A 16,787-nucleotide genomic window follows, 5' to 3' on the forward strand; every position below is an offset into this window, starting at 1 on the left:
ATTGCTTCAGGCCTTACTTGGCGAAGACGTCATCCACCGACTTCAGCGGATAGTTCGCCGGATAGGGCAGCGTGGCCACGCCGGTCTCGATGGCGGCCTTGGCCACGGCATCGGATACCAGGGTGATCAGGCGCGCGTCCATCGGCTTGGGAATGATGTACTCGCGACCGAAGCTCAGGCTGTCGACGTTGTAGGCCGCGCAGACTTCCTTGGGCACCGGCAGCTTGGCCAGGTCACGCAGGGCCAGGGCAGCGGCGATCTTCATCTCTTCGTTGATGACTCGGGCGCGAACGTCCAGGGCACCACGGAAGATGAAGGGGAAGCCCAGCACGTTGTTGACCTGGTTGGGGTAGTCGGAGCGACCGGTCGCCATGATCACGTCGTCGCGCGTGGCGTGGGCCAGCTCGGGGGTGATTTCCGGGTCCGGGTTGGAGCAGGCGAAGACGATGGGGTTGGCCGCCATGCGCTTGAGACCTTCCGCCGACAGCAGGTTCGGGCCGGACAGACCGACGAAGACATCGGCGCCTTCGAGGGCGTCGTCCAGGGTGCGCTTGCTGGTCTCGGTGGCGAAGGCCGCCTTGTACTGGTTCAGGTCGCTGCGGCCGCTGTGGACCACGCCCTGACGGTCGATCATGTAGATGTTCTCGACCTTGGCACCCATGCTGGCCAGGAGGCGCATGCAGGAGATGGCGGCAGCGCCGGCACCCAGGCAGACGATCTTGGCGTCTTCCAGGCGCTTGCCGGCGATTTCCAGGGCGTTGAGCATGCCAGCGGCGGTGACGATGGCGGTGCCGTGCTGGTCATCGTGGAAGACCGGGATGTCGCACTGCTCGATCAGGGCGCGCTCGATCTCGAAGCACTCGGGCGCCTTGATGTCTTCGAGGTTGATGCCGCCGAAGGTGATGGAGATACGCTTGACGGTGTCGATGAAGGCCTGGGGGCTCTCGGCGTCCACCTCGATGTCGAAGACGTCCACACCGGCGAAGCGCTTGAACAGCACGCCCTTGCCTTCCATCACCGGCTTGGAGGCCAGCGGGCCGAGGTTGCCCAGACCGAGGATGGCGGTACCGTCGGAGATCACGGCGACCAGGTTGCCCTTGCCGGTATAACGGTAGGCCAGTTCGGGATCGCGACCGATCTCGCGGACCGGTTCGGCGACGCCAGGGCTGTAGGCCAGGGACAGGTCACGGGCGGTCGCGGTGGGCTTGGTCAGCTCGACGCTGAGTTTGCCGGGGCGCGGCTGGGCGTGGTATTCGAGGGCGGCGGTTTTGAGATCAGACATTATTGGTATATCCGCGTGGTGTGGGTCTTGGGTCGGGCGAGAATACGCAAAGACTCAAGGTGCCACAAGCAATCGGCCATATGCCTGAAATCGATCGCAATACGACTTTCGGCTAAAACGATGCAACCCGCAAACCCAGCATGTGCGGGTCGCTCAGGGTCATCTGCCAGCGCCCGCGGCCCGCTTCCTGGCGCCGACTGCGATCGACGATCCAGCCTCGCGCTTCGAGGTCCCGCCCTATCCATTGGCGCAGCGGCACCTCGTCGAAGGCCGCGACGAAGCGCTCGGGGACATTGATCAGCAGCGCTCCGTCGAACTGCAGCCAGAGGCCGCCGCGATTGCGCTCGACGTCCAGCAGACGCCCCTGCACCACGGCGAAACCACTCTCTTCTATGCGGGTCGAGGCGATGGTCGGATCCTGCTTCCAGACGCCCCGTCGCGCCTTGCGCGCCTGGCGTTCCGCGGCGGCCTGACAGGCGGCCAGCCGGGTATTGGGGGCGATGGCGACGGCATAGCCGAGGCCCTCGGCGATCAGCCGGGCTTCCAGGTTGCCGCCCTGGCGATCAAAGAGATACGCCAGGGTGCGGCCGTAATGGTCGGTCGCCTCGCTGCCCGGCACCAGCCGCAGGCGCTCGTCGCTGGCCGCGACCAGCGCCTGCAGCCGTCGACGCGCCGCCGCGGCATAGGGCTGGGCGGTACCACCGGACGTGCCCAGCTCGGGTGCGTTGACCCCGATCAGGCGCACCGAACGGCCGTCGACCAGGCGCAGGGTATCGCCATCCACCACCTGGCGGACCACGACCTCCTGCCCACCCGGCAGCAGCGGACAGTCCGCCGCCTGGGCCGCTGGTGCGCCAACCAGGCCACAAACAAAAAAGGCGCCCCAGAGGGACGCCTTTTTCACTGTCGAACCATACAGAGATGGCCGACGGCAGCGCATTACTTGTTGCTGCCGAACACGCCGAAACGCTGCTTGAAGCGATCGATACGGCCGCCAGCGTCCAGGACCTTCTGCTTGCCAGTGTAGAACGGGTGGCATTCGGAGCAGACGTCCAGGTGAATGTTCTTGCTCAGGGTCGAGCGGGTCTTGATGACGTTGCCGCAGCTGCAGGTGGCTTCGATGGCATCGTACTGCGGATGGATATCAGCTTTCATGGGGCTATCCTCGGGGTCTAGCTGTGCCGCCACCCGGCGCCATTGCCGGATACCGCACAGATTTGGGCTGCGAATCATACCAGAGCAGATAGGCGGTGCAAGCAACCCCCTCACCGCCCGTCTGCTACCATCGGGCTTTCCTCCTGCGAGCCCTGCCGTGCCCCTGATCCTGCGCCTGGCGCTGCCCTCCCCGCTGCGCCGCCTGTTCGACTATCTGCCGCCCAAGGGAGCGGTCGAGGAGCAGTTGCGCCCGGGCGTACGGCTGCGGGTGCCCTTCGGTCGCCGTGAGGTGGTCGGGGTGCTGATCGAGGTGGCCCGGGAAACCGAGGTGCCGCCGGACAAGCTGCGCAAGGCGCTGCAACTGCTCGACGAGCGTCCACCACTGCCCAGCGCGCTGTTCGAGCTCTGCCAGTGGTCTGCCCAGTACTACCAGCACAGCCTCGGCGACACCCTGAGCTGGGCACTTCCTGCCCTTTTGCGTCAGGGGGAGCCGGCCGAGCGACGGTTGCAGCGCTTCTGGATCGCCCAGCCCGATGCGCGCCCGGAAGATCCGCGTCTGGCCCGGGCGCCGCGCCAGCGCGAGGCACTCAAGACCCTGCGCCAGCACCCCCACGGGGTGTTGCACGAATTGCTCGGCCAGCTCGGCCTGGTCAAGGACAGTCTCGATCTCCTGCAGGCCAAGGGCCTGGTCAAGGTGGAGACCCGCTATCACCAGCCGACCCGGCACCAGGGTTCCTGGCTGGCCCAGGCCGAGTTGCCACTCAACAGCGAGCAGCGCCTGGCCTACGAAGCGGTCCGCGCCGGCAGCGGCTTCCACTGTCATCTCCTGGAAGGGGTGACCGGCAGCGGCAAGACCGAGGTCTATCTGCAACTGATCCGCGCCACCCTGGAAGCGGGGCGCCAGGCGCTGCTGCTGATTCCCGAGATCAACCTGGGCCCCCAGACCCTGGGGCGCTTCGAACAGCGCTTCAATGCCCGCATCGCCCTGCTGCACTCGGCGCTGACCGATCGCGAGCGCATGGACATCTGGCTGGCCGCCCGCGATGGCGAACTGGACATCGTGGTCGGCACGCGCTCGGCGCTGTTCACCCCGCTCAAGCATCCCGGGCTGATCATCGTCGACGAGGAACACGATGCTTCCTATAAACAGCAGGAGGGCCTGAGGTACCACGCCCGCGACCTGGCGGTGGTCCGCGCACGCTTCGAGAGTCTGCCGGTGGTGCTGGGCTCGGCCACGCCCTCGCTGGAAAGCCTGCACAACGCCGACCAGGGGCGCTATGCCCATCTGCGCCTGTCGCTGCGCGCCGGTGGCGCCCAGCCGCCGCGCTTCGAACGCCTGGACGTGCGCAGCCGCCCGCTGGACAGCGGTCTGTCCCAGCCGCTGCTCAAGGCCATGGGCGCGACCCTGGAGCGCGGCCAGCAGGTGCTGGTCTTCCTCAACCGCCGCGGCTTCGCCCCCACCCTGCTCTGCCACGACTGCGGCTGGCTGGCCCAGTGCCCGCGCTGCGATGCACGCATGACCTATCACCGCGGCTCGGGCGAACTGCGCTGCCACCACTGCGATCAACGCCAGACGCCGCCGCGGCACTGCCCGTCCTGCGGCAAGCTCGATCTGCGCCCGGTGGGCGCCGGTACCGAACGCGCCGAGGAACGCCTGCAGCTGCTGTTCCCGGACGTCCCGGTGCTGCGCATCGACCGCGACACCACGGCGCGCAAGGACGCCCTGGGCAAGTTGCTGAGAATCATCCACAGTGGCGCGCCCTGCATCCTGGTCGGCACCCAGATGCTCGCCAAGGGGCACCACTTTCCCAAGGTGACCCTGGTGGCCGTGCTGGACGCCGACAGCGGGCTGTTTTCCGCCGACTTCCGCGCCAGCGAGCGCATGGCCCAGCAGATCGTCCAGGTGGCCGGTCGCGCCGGTCGCGCCGAGGAGCCGGGCCAGGTACTGATCCAGACCCATCTGGCCGATCATCCACTGATGGTGCAGCTGGCCGAGGAAGGCTATCCGGCCTTTGCCCGCCAGGCCCTGCAGGAGCGCCGCGCCGCCGGGCTGCCGCCCTTCGCCTATCTGGCGCTGCTGCGCGCCGATGCCCATCGCCAGGACCAGGTGGAGAATTTCCTGGAGGCGGCCTATCACGTCGCCGAGGGCCTGGCGGTCAATCTCGCCCTGCCCCAGGTGGAACTGCTCGGTCCGGTACCGGCGCCGATGGAAAGACGCGCCGGTCGCCACCGCGCCCAATTGCTGCTGCAGAGCAGCAGCCGCGCGCCCCTGCATCGCCTGCTGGGCATCTGGGTCGTCCAGCTGGAAAGCCTGCCCGAAGCCCGCCAGGTGCGCTGGTCGCTGGATGTGGATCCCATCGATCTGTTCTAGTGGCACTGGCTTACCATTGGCAAGGCCGGGCTCGCCACGGATAATGCCGGGTTTTCATCGCAGTGCGCGCTCGGCGCACGCCGAAGGCCAATGACCATGAAAGACAGCATCCGCCAGCTCATCCAGCACGCCCTCGACCGCCTGATCGCCGACGGCACCCTGCCGGCCGACGTGGCCCCGGCCATCCAGGTCGAAAATACCAAGGACAAGAGCCACGGCGACTTCGCCAGCAACGTCGCCCTGCTGCTGGCCAAGCCGGCCCGCGCGAAGCCCCGCGACCTGGCCGAAAAGCTGCTGGCCGCCCTGCCCGCCGACCCGGCGGTCAACAAGGTGGAAATCGCCGGCCCTGGCTTTCTCAACTTCTTCCAGAATCACGCGCAACTGGCCGCGCGCCTGGATGCGGCCTTCGCCGATCCGCACCTGGGGGTGCCCAGGCACGAGCCGCGTCAGCGCGTGGTGGTGGACCTCTCCTCGCCGAACCTGGCCAAGGAGATGCACGTCGGCCACCTGCGCTCCACCATCATCGGTGACGCCGTGGCGCGGGTGCTGGAATTCCTCGGCGACGAGGTGATCCGCCAGAACCACGTGGGCGACTGGGGTACCCAGTTCGGCATGCTGCTGGCCTACATGGAAGAGCAGCCGCAGGCCGCCGAAGGCGAGCTGGCCGATCTCGAGGTGTTCTATCGCGCCGCCAAGGGCCGCTTCGACGCCTCGCCGGAATTCGCCGCCCGCGCCCGCGAGCTGGTGGTGGCGCTGCAGGCGGGCGATGCGCACTGCCTGCGCCTCTGGGAGAGATTCAACGCCGTCTCCCTGTCCCACTGCCAGGAAGTCTACGACCGCCTCAACGTCCGCCTGACCCCGGCCGACGTCAAGGGCGAGAGCGCCTACAACGACGACCTGGCCCAGGTGGTGATCGATCTGGACGCCGCCGGCCTGCTCACCGAGAGCGATGGCGCCCGCTGCGTCTTCCTCGACGAATTCAAGAATGCCGAGGGCAACCCTCTGCCGGTGATCGTGCAGAAGGCCGGTGGCGGCTATCTCTATTCCACCACCGACCTGGCCGCCATGCGCTACCGCAGCCGCCAGCTGCACGCCGATCGGGCGCTGTACTTCGTCGACCAGCGCCAGGCCCTGCACTTCCAGATGGCCTTCGAGGTGGCGCGCCGCGCCGGCTTCGTCGCGCCGACCATGCAACTCGAGCACATGGGCTTCGGCACCATGAACGGCGCCGATGGCCGTCCGTTCAAGACCCGTGACGGCGGCACCGTCAAGCTGGTCGATCTGCTCGACGAAGCCGAGGAACGTGCCTATCAGTTGGTCAAGGAGCGCAATGCCGGTCGCGCCGAGCGTGGCGAGGCACCTTTCAGCGAGGACGAACTGCGCCATATCGGCCGCGTGGTGGGCATCGCCTCGGTCAAGTACGCCGACCTGTCCAAGCACCGCACCAGCGACTACAGCTTCAACTTCGAGCAGATGCTCAGCTTCGAGGGCAACACCGCGCCCTATCTGCTGTACGCCTACACCCGCGTCGCCAGCGTGCTGCGCAAGGCCGAGCAGAGCGAACCCGCCGGCAGCATCCGCCTGGACGCCCCGCAGGAGCAGGACCTGGGCGGCCGCCTGGCGCAATTCGACGAAATCCTCGCCAGCGTCGCCGACAAGGGCACCCCGCACCTGCTGTGCAGCTACCTCTACGACCTGGCAGGACTGTTCTCCAGCTTCTACGAAAATTGCCCGATCCTGACCGCCGAGGACCCCGAGCTGCGCCAGAGCCGCCTGCGGCTGGCCGCCCTCACCGGGCGCACCCTCAAGCAGGGTCTGGAATTGCTCGGCCTGCACACCCTGGAACGCATGTAAGAGACGGATCACCGCCTGATGGCCACCAAGAAAACCCCACCCAAGCGCGGCGCCAGTCGCAACACCTCGGCTCCCAAGAAGCAGCCCCTGCCCGGCTGGGTCTGGCTCGCGTCGGGTCTGGCCATCGGGGCCTTCGTGGTGTTCCTGATGAAGCTCGAACCGGGCAACAAGGCGGTGCAGCGCGCCAAGCCGGAAGAAGGCCGCCCGGCCGCGGCCGCGGGCAACGGCAAGTCGTCGTCGGCGACCGCTGCCGGCAAGACCGAAGGCACGCCGCCCACGCCGATCAAGCCCAAGTACGACTTCTATACCCTGCTGCCCGAATCCGAGGTGATCGTGCCGCCGGACGCCGTGCCGCGCAATCCGGCCGCCAAGCCAACCACCCCGGCCAAGCCGGATGCCGCCGCGACCCCGGCGCAACCTGGCCAGCCGGCGACCGCGACGCCGGCCACGCCCGCGACCACCCTGGGCCAGCCGGCCGCCACGGCGCCCAAGGAAGCCACCACCAAGGCCCAGCCCCCGGTGACGCTGTTCTTCCTCCAGGCCGGTTCCTTCCGCACCCAGGCCGATGCCGACCGGGTCCGCGCCCAGATCATCATGCTCGGCCAGGACGTGCGGGTGGAGTCGGGCAAGGTCAAGGACGACACCTGGTACCGGGTACTGGTCGGTCCCTACAGCGATCGCGACCAGCTGACCCAGGCGCAGAAACAGCTCGCCGGCAGCGGATTCAAGAATCTGTTGCTGCAACAGCGACGCGGTCACTGATCGGATCAATCCCCTCGCCGCGGCGCTTGAAGGGCGTCGCGGCCATCCCCATATCTCTGCGTAACCGGGGCTGACGCCCCAAGCAACGCGGAGAGATTCCCTTGACCACCATCGTTTCTGTACGCCGCAACGGCAAGGTCGTGATCGGCGGCGACGGCCAGGTTTCCCTGGGCAACACCGTCATGAAAGGCAATGCCAAGAAAGTCCGGCGGCTGTACCGGGGCGAGGTGCTGGCCGGTTTCGCCGGCGGTACCGCCGACGCCTTCACCCTCTTCGAGCGCTTCGAGGCGCAACTCGAGAAGCACCAGGGCCACCTGGTCCGCGCCGCCGTCGAGCTGGCCAAGGACTGGCGTACCGACCGCGCCCTGCGCCGGCTGGAGGCCATGCTGGCGGTCGCCAACAAGGACGCCTCCCTGATCATCACCGGCAACGGCGACGTGGTGGAGCCCGAAGAAGGCCTGATCGCCATGGGGTCCGGTGGCGCCTATGCCCAGGCCGCCGCTCGCGCCCTGCTCATGCACACCGACCTGAGCGCCCGCGAGATCGCCGAAACCGCCCTGAATATCGCCGGTGACATCTGCGTGTTCACCAACCGCAACCTGACCATCGAGGAGCTGGACGCGCCTCAGGCGTGATCCGGTTTAGAGACTGCCCATGTCCATGACCCCCCGCGAGATCGTCCACGAACTCAATCGCCATATCATCGGCCAGGACGACGCCAAACGCGCCGTGGCCATCGCCCTGCGCAATCGCTGGCGGCGCATGCAGCTGCCCGTCGAGCTGCGCCCCGAGGTCACGCCCAAGAACATCCTGATGATCGGCCCGACCGGCGTGGGCAAGACCGAGATCGCCCGGCGCCTGGCCAAGCTGGCCAATGCGCCCTTCCTCAAGGTGGAAGCCACCAAGTTCACCGAGGTGGGTTATGTCGGCCGCGACGTCGAATCCATCATCCGTGATCTGGCCGATGCTGCGGTGAAGATGCTGCGCGAGCAGGAGATGGTGCGTAACCGCCATCGCGCCGAAGACGCCGCCGAAGAGCGCATCCTCGATGCCCTGCTGCCGCCGGCGCGTCCCTCGGTGGGCTTCAGCAACGAGCCCCAGCCGGCGCCGAGCGATAGCAACACCCGCCAATTGTTCCGCAAGCGCCTGCGCGAGGGTCAGCTGGACGACAAGGAAATCGACATCGAGGTGGCCGATGCGCCCGCCGGCGTCGAGATCATGACCCCGCCCGGCATGGAGGAGATGACCAGCCAGCTGCAGAATCTCTTCGCCGGCATGCACAAGGGCAAGACCAAGCAGCGCAAGCTCAAGGTCAAGGAAGCGCTCAAGCTGGTGCGCGACGAAGAAGCCGCCCGCCTGGTCAACGAAGAGGAGCTCAAGGGCCGCGCCCTGGAAGCCGTCGAGCAGCACGGCATCGTCTTCATCGACGAGATCGACAAGGTCGCCAAGCGCGGCAACACCAGCGGTGCCGATGTTTCCCGCGAAGGCGTGCAGCGCGACCTGCTGCCGCTGATCGAGGGCTGCACCGTCAACACCAAGCTGGGCATGGTCAAGACCGACCATATCCTGTTCATCGCCTCGGGCGCCTTCCACCTGTCCAAGCCCAGCGATCTGGTGCCGGAGCTGCAGGGTCGTCTACCGATCCGCGTCGAGCTCAAGGCGCTGACCCCGCAGGACTTCGAGCGCATCCTCACCGAGCCCCACGCCTCGCTCACCGAGCAGTATCGCGAACTGCTCAAGACCGAGGGGCTGCTGGTGGAATTCGCCGCCGACGGCATCACCCGCATCGCCGAGATCGCCTGGCAGGTCAACGAGAAGACCGAGAACATCGGTGCCCGGCGTCTGCACACCCTGCTGGAGCGCCTGCTCGAAGAGGTGTCCTTCAGCGCCGCCGACCTCGCCGGCCAGCAGAATGGCGAGCCCATCGTCATCGACGCGGCCTATGTGAACGGCCACCTGGGCGAACTGGCCCAGGACGAAGACCTGTCGCGCTATATACTGTGATGGTAGGTTTGGTGCCTGGTTGATGCCGTGACGGTCGTTCCTACAGGTGCCGATATAGCCTCTAGGAGCGGCTGTCCTATCGCAGTCATGGCCGCAGAAGACCGTAGGTTGGGTTGAGACAGCTCTATCGTCGAAGCCCAACATTGCCCGCTCCTCGCGCCAAGGCTGGGCTTCGCTGCGCTCAACCCGACCTACGCCGGCCTGTAGGAGCGAACGCATCGGCGGACCGCCAGGACCGCGATGGCCTTAAGCAAAGACCGAAACGCCGCCCAGAGAACCTCAGCATGCGTACTCCAACCGCCATCCAGCTCCACAAGGCCTCCAAGACCCTCAGCGTCAGCTATGGCGCGGAAACCTTCGAGCTGCCCGCCGAATTCCTGCGGGTGCACTCGCCCTCGGCCGAGGTCCAGGGACACGGCAATCCAGTATTGCAGTGGGGCAAGCAGCAGGTCGGCATCAGCGCCGTCGAGCCGGCGGGGCGCTACGCCATCAAGCTGACCTTCGACGACGGCCACGACAGCGGCCTGTTCAGCTGGGACTATCTCTACGAACTGGGCAGTCGCCGGGACGAACTCTGGGCCGACTACCTGGAGCAGTTGGCCCGCGCCGGCAAGACGCGGGATCCGCACGTCAGCGCGGTCAAGCTGATGCTCTGACCGGACTCAGGCCGCCAGGGCCTTGTCCAGCTTGCGCTCGATTTCCTTTTCGATCTGCCCACTGAGCATCGAGAACATCATGCCCAGGGTCGCCAGTACCCGCACCCGATCCTGCGCCACCTCGATCCGTCCATCCACGCCACTGCGCGTGAACTTCAGGGTATCGCCTTCCCAGGCGCAGGCCACCCCGTAGTCACGCGTGAGTTTTTCCGCCAGCTGATCGGCTTTCTGGCGCACGCCTTCCAGGCCGAGCGAGTGGTCGCGTTCGATGGTGATCTGGGACATCGGGGAACTCCGGATAAGGGGCCCTGACTATAGCGAGGGCCCGCCGCGTCGCCAATCGCGAGAACCGAGCGGTCAGCCGCCGTTTTAGCCGGGCAAGTCGCGCGATCGGCCTGCTAGAATGCCCTCTTGTCCCTGTCCCAGGTGTAGCCCCATGAGCGATCCGCGCAAAGGCCCCGAGGCCGAATCCCAGACCCACTTCGGCTACCAGAGCGTTCCGGAAAGCCAGAAGGCTTACAAGGTCGCGGAAGTCTTCCACTCGGTCGCGGCCAAGTACGATGTGATGAACGACCTGATGTCGGCGGGCATCCACCGGCTGTGGAAGAGATTCACCATCGAGCTCTCCGGCGTGCGCCGCGGCAACCGGGTACTGGACATCGCCGGCGGCACCGGCGACCTGACCAAGCAGTTTGCCCGCCTGGTCGGTCCTACCGGCGAGGTGGTCCTGGCCGATATCAACGACTCCATGCTCAGGGTCGGCCGCGACCGCCTGCTCGACGAAGGCGTCGCCAGCAACGTGCGCTTCGTCCAGGCCGACGCGGAGAAGCTGCCCTTCCCCGACAACCATTTCGATTGCATCACCATCGCCTTCGGCCTGCGCAACGTCACCCACAAGGACCAGGCCCTGGCCTCCATGCTGCGTGTGCTCAAGCCGGGTGGCCGGCTGCTGGTGCTGGAATTCTCCAAGCCCACCAATCCGCTGGTGTCCAAGGCCTATGACGCCTACTCCTTCGGCTTCCTGCCGCTGATGGGCAAGCTGGTGGCCGGCGACGCCGAGAGCTATCGCTACCTGGCCGAGTCCATCCGCATGCACCCCGACCAGCAGACCCTCAAGGCCATGATGGAAGAGACCGGCTTCGCGCGGGTGTCCTTCCACAACATGACCGGCGGCGTGGTCGCCCTGCATCGCGGCATCAAGCCCTGATGGCCCTCGGCACCCAGGCGTTGCTGGCCGCGCTGGAGCGTGGCCTGAATCCGCTGCTGGCGCTGGATCCGGTGGCGCTGCCGCGACTGGCCGGCCTGACGGGCCGGGTGATCGCGGTGCAGACCCGGCAGCCGGCGCTGCGGCTCTACATCCTGCCCGCGGGTGACGGCCTGCACTTCGCCGCCCATCACGAAGGCGATATCGACTGCACCCTGAGTGCCCCGGCGACACGTCTGGCCGAACTGGCCCTGGCCCGTGACAAGCAGCGGGTGCTGCACCAGCCGGACGTGCGTCTGGAGGGCGACAGCACCCTGCTGATCGAACTGGCCGACATCCTGCAGAAGCTGGAGCTGGACTGGCAGCACGAGGTCAGTCGCTGGCTCGGTCCGCTGCCGGCCGCGTTGCTGGGCGATCTGGCCCGGCGCGGCCAGGCGCTCGGTGAACAGAGCCGTGACAGCCTGCAACTGACGCTGTCCAACTGGCTGAACGAGGAGAGCCGCCAACTGGTGGGTCGTCTCGAAGGTGAGGCCCGCTTCGCCGAGATCGATGCCCTGCGCCTGGACGTGGATCGTCTCGACGCCCGTCTCGCCCGCCTGGGCACCGCCCGCAACGCCAGGGATAACCCCGACGAATGAAGCTGTTCGCTGCCCTCAACCGCCTGTTGCGGATCTTCTTCGTGGTCATCCGCTATCGGCTGGACGACATCGTCTACGCCCTGCCGCTGCCCTGGTACCTGCGCGCCACCCGCTATGTGCTGCCCTGGCGCTGGTTACCGCGACCGAGCAAGACCCTGCCGCGCGGCGCCCGTCTGCGCCTGGCGCTGGAAGGCCTGGGCCCGGTGTTCGTCAAGTTCGGCCAGATCCTGTCCACCCGGCGCGACCTCATGCCCGAGGATATCGCCGACGAACTGATGTTCCTGCAGGACAAGGTCCCGCCCTTCCCGCCGGAAAAGGCCGTGGCGCTGATCGAGTCCCAGCTCGGCGTACCCATCAAGCAGGCCTTCGCCCGCTTCGACCACCAGCCGCTGGCCTCGGCCTCGGTGGCCCAGGTCCATGCCGCCCAGCTGCGGACCGGTGAAGAGGTGGTGGTCAAGGTGGTGCGCCCCGGGTTGAAGAACATCATCAGCCAGGACATCGCCTGGCTGTTCCTGCTGGCACGCCTGGCCGAACGGCTGTCCGCCGAAGCCCGCCGCCTGCATCCGATGGACGTGGTCAGCGACTACGAGAAGACCATCTACGACGAACTGGACCTGTTGCGCGAGGCGGCCAACTCCAGCCAGCTCAGACGCAATTTCGACGGCTCCGAGCGCCTCTACGTGCCCCAGGTGTACTGGGACTGGTGCCGCGAGCGGGTGCTGGTCATGGAGCGCATCTACGGCATCCCGGTGACCGACCTGGCCGCCCTGCGCGACCAGGGCACCGACTTCAAGCTGCTGGCCGAACGCGGCGTGGAGATCTTCTTCACCCAGGTGTTCCGCGACAGCTTCTTCCACGCCGACATGCACCCGGGCAACATCTTCGTCAGTACCGCCAAGCCCTGGGATCCGCTCTACATCGCGGTGGACTGCGGCATCATCGGCAGCCTGACCCCCGGGGACCAGGACTATCTGGCGCGCAACCTCTGGGCCTTCTTCCAGCGCGACTACCGCAAGGTCGCCCAGCTGCACATCGACTCCGGCTGGGTACCGGCCAATACCCAGGTCAACGAACTGGAAGCGGCCATTCGCACCGTCTGCGAACCCATCTTCGAGAAGCCGCTCAAGGACATTTCCTTCGGCCAGCTGCTGCTGCGGCTGTTCCAGGTGGCGCGCCGCTTCAACATGGAGATCCAGCCGCAGCTGGTGCTCTTGCAGAAGACGCTGCTCAACATCGAAGGCCTGGGCCGCCAGCTCTATCCGGACCTGGACCTCTGGTCCACCGCCAAGCCCTACCTGGAAAAGTGGATGCGCAAGCGGCTGAGTCCGCCACAGGTCGCCCGCAACATCCAGCAGCAACTGGAACAGATCCCCCATCTGGCGCAGATGGCGCGCGATACCCTGGAACGCATCACCCAGCCGCATCGCAAGGATCCGCCCAATCCCTGGGGCAGGCGCAACGACGACTGGATCGTGCGGGTAGTTGGCGCGGTCCTGCTGGTGGGTGCAGCGCAGCTGGGTCTCGAACCCCAGCCCCACGCCTGGCCGGCCTGGGCCATGCTGGTCGGCGGTCTGGTTCTGGTGATCAGGCGCTGAACTCCTTAAGCTGTAACCGTCCTGTCATTTTTATCGGGCGAAATACACGCCCTCAGCCACTGGTGCCCTGCCGCTGTATTCGAGCTGCGTCTTGTGCGAGGCTAGGGCCTGTCTGAAAAGTCGCCGAGCGAAGGTCAGGCAAGGCGCAACGACCAACGGGAGTAACAGTCAAGGGCTGGCCCGAAGGGTGAGCGCCAGCGAATCAAATCCGTGAGGAAGCGGAGTTTACGAACGGTAAATGAGCATTCCGAACGGATTTTTAACGCCCCATGACCGAGCGCAGGCATTTTTCGGACAGAGCCCAGTACCCTAATTCGTAGTATTGAACAGACTCATGAGCGACTGGTTAGACGAGATCCACTGGAACAGCGATGGCCTGGCACCGGCCATTGCCCAGGACCCCACCTCGGGGCGCATCCTGATGATGGCCTGGATGAACCGCGAATCCCTGGCCCTGACCGCCGCCGAAGGCCGTGCGGTCTACTGGTCGCGGTCGCGCGGTCGGCTGTGGCGCAAGGGCGAAGAATCCGGTCACGTCCAGCGGGTCATCGAACTGCGCCTGGATTGCGACGCCGACGTGGTGGTGCTGCAGGTGGAGCAACTCGGCGGCATCGCCTGCCACACCGGTCGGGAGAGCTGCTTCTATCGCGTGCTGCGCGATGGCGAGTGGACGACCGTCGATCCGGTGCTCAAGGACCCCAACGCCATCTACGCCGGAGGGCATGGCCATGACTGACACCTTCGCGCGTCTGGCGCAGGTGCTGGAAGAACGCAAGCAGGCCGCGCCGGACTCCTCCTATGTGGCCAGCCTCTATCACAAGGGCCTGAACAAGATCCTGGAAAAGGTCGGCGAAGAAAGCGTCGAGACCATTCTCGCCGCCAAGGACGCCGCCATCAGCCAGCAGTACGACGACGTCATCTACGAGACCGCCGACCTCTGGTTCCACAGCCTGATCATGCTCTCGGCCCTCGGCCAGCATCCCCAGGCCGTGCTGGACGAACTGGATCGTCGCTTCGGCCTCTCCGGGCACGCCGAAAAGGCCGCCCGTACTCAATCCTGACCCCAAGCTTCGCAACGAGGAAAGACCATGGGTATCTTCGACTGGAAACACTGGATCGTCATCCTGCTCGTCGTGGTGATCGTCTTTGGCACCAAACGCCTCAAGCACCTCGGCTCCGATGTGGGCGAGGCCATCAAGGGCTTCCGCAAGGCCATGCACACCGACGAAGACGACAAGGCCGATCAGCCGACGCCCACCACCAGCACGGCCAACCCGAACGCTCCCCTGAATCGTCCCCAGACCTTCGATGCCGAGCACCGCAAGGTCGAAGAGCCGGTGGTGCGCAAGGACTAAGGCCCCGCCATGTTCGGAATCAGCTTTCCCGAAATGATGCTGGTGGGGTTCGTCGCCCTGCTGGTGCTGGGTCCGGAACGCCTGCCGGGTGCCGCACGCACCGCGGGCCTGTGGATCGGTCGCTTGAGGCGCAGCTTCAACAGCATCCGCCAGGAAGTGGAGCGCGAGATTGGCGCTGACGAAATTCGCCAGCAACTGCGCAACGAGCATATCCTGTCCATGGAGCAGCGCGACAACCGGCCCAAGCCTGCCGCTTCCAGCCCGGAAGTCCAGACGCCGCCCACCGCCGCTCCACCCATGCCCCAGGACGTGGTTGCCGAACGCCCGCAGGATCCGCCCCAGACGCCGCCAAGAGCACCATGAGCGACAAGCCTTCCGAACACGATGACCAGGAAATGCCCCTGGTCTCGCACCTGACCGAATTGCGCACCCGCATCCTCAGGTGCGTGCTGGCGACCTTTCTGATCTTCCTCGGGCTGTTCTACTTCGCCCAGAAGATCTATGCCTTCGCCTCCGAGCCGATCCGCCGCGTCCTCCCTGAAGGCGCGACCATGATCTCCACGGACGTCACCTCGCCGTTCCTGGCGCCCTTCAAGCTGACCCTGGTGGTGTCGCTGTTCATCGCCATGCCGGTGATCCTGCACCAGGTCTGGGGGTTCGTGGCGCCCGGGCTCTATCGTCACGAGAAGAAGGTCGCCATCCCGCTGCTGATCTCCAGCATCGTGCTGTTCTATGCCGGCATGGCCTTCGCCTACTTCCTGGTATTCCCGATCATCTTCCACTTCTTCAGCAGCATCACGCCGGAAGGCGCCATGATGATGCCGGACCTGAACGCCTATCTGGATTTCATCCTGACGCTGTTCTTCGCCTTCGGCGTAGCCTTCGAGATTCCCGTGGCCACCGTGTTGCTGATCTGGATCGGCGTGGTCGACGTCGCCTACCTGAAGAAGATCCGTCCCTACGTCATCATCGGCTGCTTCGTGGTCGGCATGATCCTGACGCCGCCGGACGTCTTCTCCCAGACCATGCTGGCCGTGCCCATGTGGCTGCTGTTCGAGATCGGCCTGCTGTTCGGTCGCTTCGTGCAGAAGCGCGAGCGCCCGCTCAGCGACGAAGACGCCAGTCCCGACGCCCAGCCGCCCGCCGAACGCCCGTGAATCTGATCCTGCTCGAAGCGGCCGACTTCACGGCCGCTGACCGGGTCGTGCTGCGCGATCCGCGCCGTCTCGCCCATCTGCGCGAGGTGCATCAGGCGGCTGCGGGCGACCGGATGCGCGTCGGCCTGCTGAATGGCCTGATGGGTACCGGCCACATCGAGGCCCTCGATGCCGGTCAGGCCTGCCTGAACGTCACCCTCGATCAGCCGCCACCGGCCAAGCTGCCGCTCACCCTGCTGCTGGCCCTGCCCCGCCCCAAGATGCTGCGCCGGGTGCTGCAGACCGTCTCCGCCATGGGCGTCGCGCGGCTGGTGCTGCTCAACAGCTATCGCGTGGAAAAGAGCTTCTGGCAGACCCCGTTCCTGGCGCCCGAGGCCATCGACGAACAACTGCGTCTGGGTCTGGAACAGGCCCGGGACACGGTGCTGCCGGAGGTATTGATCGAAAAGAGATTCAAGCCCTTCGTCGAGGATCGCCTGCCCGCACTCGCCGCCGGCACCCGTGGCCTGGTCGGGCATCCGGGCAGCTATCCCGCCTGCCCTCGTGCCCTCGACGAGCCCGTGACGCTGGCGATCGGTCCCGAGGGTGGCTGGATACCCTACGAGGTCGAGAAGCTACAGGAAGCGGGCCTGGCGCCCGTGCAGCTCGGTGAACGCATCCTGCGCGTCGAGAATGCCGTGCCCGCTCTCCTCGCCCGCCTGTTCTAGCCTGATCACGGCCAAGAAAAAGCCCCGGCGTCTTGCGACACCGGGGC

19 protein-coding genes are annotated in these 16,787 nt (G+C 66.3%); 15 read left to right on the forward strand and 4 right to left on the reverse strand.

Annotation, left to right across the window (positions count from 1 at the left end; all coding sequences use genetic code 11):
* Nucleotides 1–13: 13 nt before the first annotated feature.
* The 3 genes from RCF34_RS19980 to rpmE all read right to left on the reverse strand — a co-directional run bounded on the left by RCF34_RS19980 (nucleotide 14) and on the right by rpmE (nucleotide 2,437).
* On the reverse strand, nucleotides 14–1,282 hold the full coding sequence (locus RCF34_RS19980; RefSeq protein ID WP_133861496.1) for a malic enzyme-like NAD(P)-binding protein: 1,269 nt from the start codon (nucleotides 1,280–1,282) through the stop codon (nucleotides 14–16).
* A 112-nt stretch (nucleotides 1,283–1,394) separates the two neighbouring features.
* On the reverse strand, nucleotides 1,395–2,222 hold the full coding sequence (locus RCF34_RS19985) for a thermonuclease family protein (RefSeq protein ID WP_308709735.1): 828 nt from the start codon (nucleotides 2,220–2,222) through the stop codon (nucleotides 1,395–1,397).
* Nucleotides 2,222–2,437 (reverse strand): 50S ribosomal protein L31, encoded by a 216-nt coding sequence (gene rpmE / locus RCF34_RS19990; RefSeq protein WP_133861498.1) that lies wholly within the window; start codon nucleotides 2,435–2,437, stop codon nucleotides 2,222–2,224. Before rpmE ends, RCF34_RS19985 begins: the two co-directional genes overlap by 1 nt.
* A 157-nt stretch (nucleotides 2,438–2,594) precedes the next feature.
* Between rpmE and RCF34_RS19995 the strand changes: the two genes are divergently transcribed.
* From RCF34_RS19995 to RCF34_RS20020, 6 genes are all read left to right on the forward strand, one after another.
* Nucleotides 2,595–4,808, forward strand: coding sequence for a primosomal protein N' (locus tag RCF34_RS19995; protein ID WP_308709736.1), 2,214 nt, complete (start codon nucleotides 2,595–2,597; stop codon nucleotides 4,806–4,808).
* A 96-nt stretch (nucleotides 4,809–4,904) separates the two neighbouring features.
* Entirely contained in the window at nucleotides 4,905–6,662 is a 1,758-nt protein-coding gene (gene argS, locus RCF34_RS20000) for an arginine--tRNA ligase (RefSeq protein WP_308709738.1), read from the forward strand.
* An 18-nt stretch (nucleotides 6,663–6,680) separates the two neighbouring features.
* Nucleotides 6,681–7,424, forward strand: coding sequence for an SPOR domain-containing protein (locus RCF34_RS20005; RefSeq protein ID WP_308709739.1), 744 nt, complete (start codon nucleotides 6,681–6,683; stop codon nucleotides 7,422–7,424).
* 101 nt (nucleotides 7,425–7,525) lie between these two features.
* Entirely contained in the window at nucleotides 7,526–8,059 is a 534-nt protein-coding gene (gene hslV / locus RCF34_RS20010) for an ATP-dependent protease subunit HslV (RefSeq protein ID WP_058764934.1), read from the forward strand.
* Nucleotides 8,060–8,078: 19 nt separating this feature from the next.
* A complete protein-coding gene (gene hslU, locus RCF34_RS20015; RefSeq protein WP_308709740.1) occupies nucleotides 8,079–9,428 on the forward strand; it encodes an ATP-dependent protease ATPase subunit HslU in 1,350 nt (449 codons plus the stop codon).
* Nucleotides 9,429–9,712: 284 nt separating this feature from the next.
* Nucleotides 9,713–10,084, forward strand: a complete 372-nt coding sequence (locus RCF34_RS20020) for a gamma-butyrobetaine hydroxylase-like domain-containing protein (protein WP_133861502.1) — start codon at nucleotides 9,713–9,715, stop codon at nucleotides 10,082–10,084.
* A 6-nt stretch (nucleotides 10,085–10,090) separates the two neighbouring features.
* Here the strand turns inward: RCF34_RS20020 and RCF34_RS20025 are convergent, their stop codons facing one another.
* Entirely contained in the window at nucleotides 10,091–10,369 is a 279-nt protein-coding gene (locus RCF34_RS20025) for a polyhydroxyalkanoic acid system family protein (protein WP_308709741.1), read from the reverse strand.
* A gap of 151 nt (nucleotides 10,370–10,520) precedes the next feature.
* Here RCF34_RS20025 and ubiE point away from each other — a divergent pair, with 151 nt between their 5' ends.
* From ubiE to RCF34_RS20070, 9 genes are all read left to right on the forward strand, one after another.
* Nucleotides 10,521–11,291 (forward strand): bifunctional demethylmenaquinone methyltransferase/2-methoxy-6-polyprenyl-1,4-benzoquinol methylase UbiE, encoded by a 771-nt coding sequence (ubiE, locus tag RCF34_RS20030; protein WP_183633718.1) that lies wholly within the window; start codon nucleotides 10,521–10,523, stop codon nucleotides 11,289–11,291.
* Nucleotides 11,291–11,926 carry an SCP2 sterol-binding domain-containing protein gene (locus tag RCF34_RS20035; protein ID WP_308709742.1) on the forward strand — a complete coding sequence of 212 codons (636 nt, stop codon included), beginning with the start codon at nucleotides 11,291–11,293 and terminating at the stop codon, nucleotides 11,924–11,926. The genes ubiE and RCF34_RS20035 overlap by 1 nt, the downstream gene beginning before the upstream one ends.
* The gene (ubiB, locus tag RCF34_RS20040; protein ID WP_308709743.1) at nucleotides 11,923–13,521 is read left to right on the forward strand and encodes a ubiquinone biosynthesis regulatory protein kinase UbiB; all 1,599 of its coding nucleotides are present in this window, start codon (nucleotides 11,923–11,925) and stop codon (nucleotides 13,519–13,521) included. Before RCF34_RS20035 ends, ubiB begins: the two co-directional genes overlap by 4 nt.
* Nucleotides 13,522–13,855: 334 nt before the next feature.
* The gene (gene hisI, locus RCF34_RS20045) at nucleotides 13,856–14,257 is read left to right on the forward strand and encodes a phosphoribosyl-AMP cyclohydrolase (protein ID WP_308709744.1); all 402 of its coding nucleotides are present in this window, start codon (nucleotides 13,856–13,858) and stop codon (nucleotides 14,255–14,257) included.
* Nucleotides 14,250–14,582, forward strand: a complete 333-nt coding sequence (locus tag RCF34_RS20050; RefSeq protein WP_308709745.1) for a phosphoribosyl-ATP diphosphatase — start codon at nucleotides 14,250–14,252, stop codon at nucleotides 14,580–14,582. Before hisI ends, RCF34_RS20050 begins: the two co-directional genes overlap by 8 nt.
* A gap of 27 nt (nucleotides 14,583–14,609) precedes the next feature.
* Entirely contained in the window at nucleotides 14,610–14,876 is a 267-nt protein-coding gene (locus RCF34_RS20055; RefSeq protein WP_308709746.1) for a twin-arginine translocase TatA/TatE family subunit, read from the forward strand.
* Between the two features lie 9 nt (nucleotides 14,877–14,885).
* The gene (tatB, locus tag RCF34_RS20060) at nucleotides 14,886–15,239 is read left to right on the forward strand and encodes a Sec-independent protein translocase protein TatB (protein WP_308709747.1); all 354 of its coding nucleotides are present in this window, start codon (nucleotides 14,886–14,888) and stop codon (nucleotides 15,237–15,239) included.
* Nucleotides 15,236–16,033 (forward strand): twin-arginine translocase subunit TatC, encoded by a 798-nt coding sequence (gene tatC, locus RCF34_RS20065; RefSeq protein ID WP_308709748.1) that lies wholly within the window; start codon nucleotides 15,236–15,238, stop codon nucleotides 16,031–16,033. Before tatB ends, tatC begins: the two co-directional genes overlap by 4 nt.
* A complete protein-coding gene (locus RCF34_RS20070) occupies nucleotides 16,030–16,740 on the forward strand; it encodes a 16S rRNA (uracil(1498)-N(3))-methyltransferase (protein WP_308709749.1) in 711 nt (236 codons plus the stop codon). The genes tatC and RCF34_RS20070 overlap by 4 nt, the downstream gene beginning before the upstream one ends.
* Nucleotides 16,741–16,787: the final 47 nt, after the last annotated feature.

The organism is Pseudomonas sp. 102515 (assembly GCF_031085165.1).
Lineage (GTDB): Bacteria > Pseudomonadota > Gammaproteobacteria > Pseudomonadales > Pseudomonadaceae > Chryseomonas.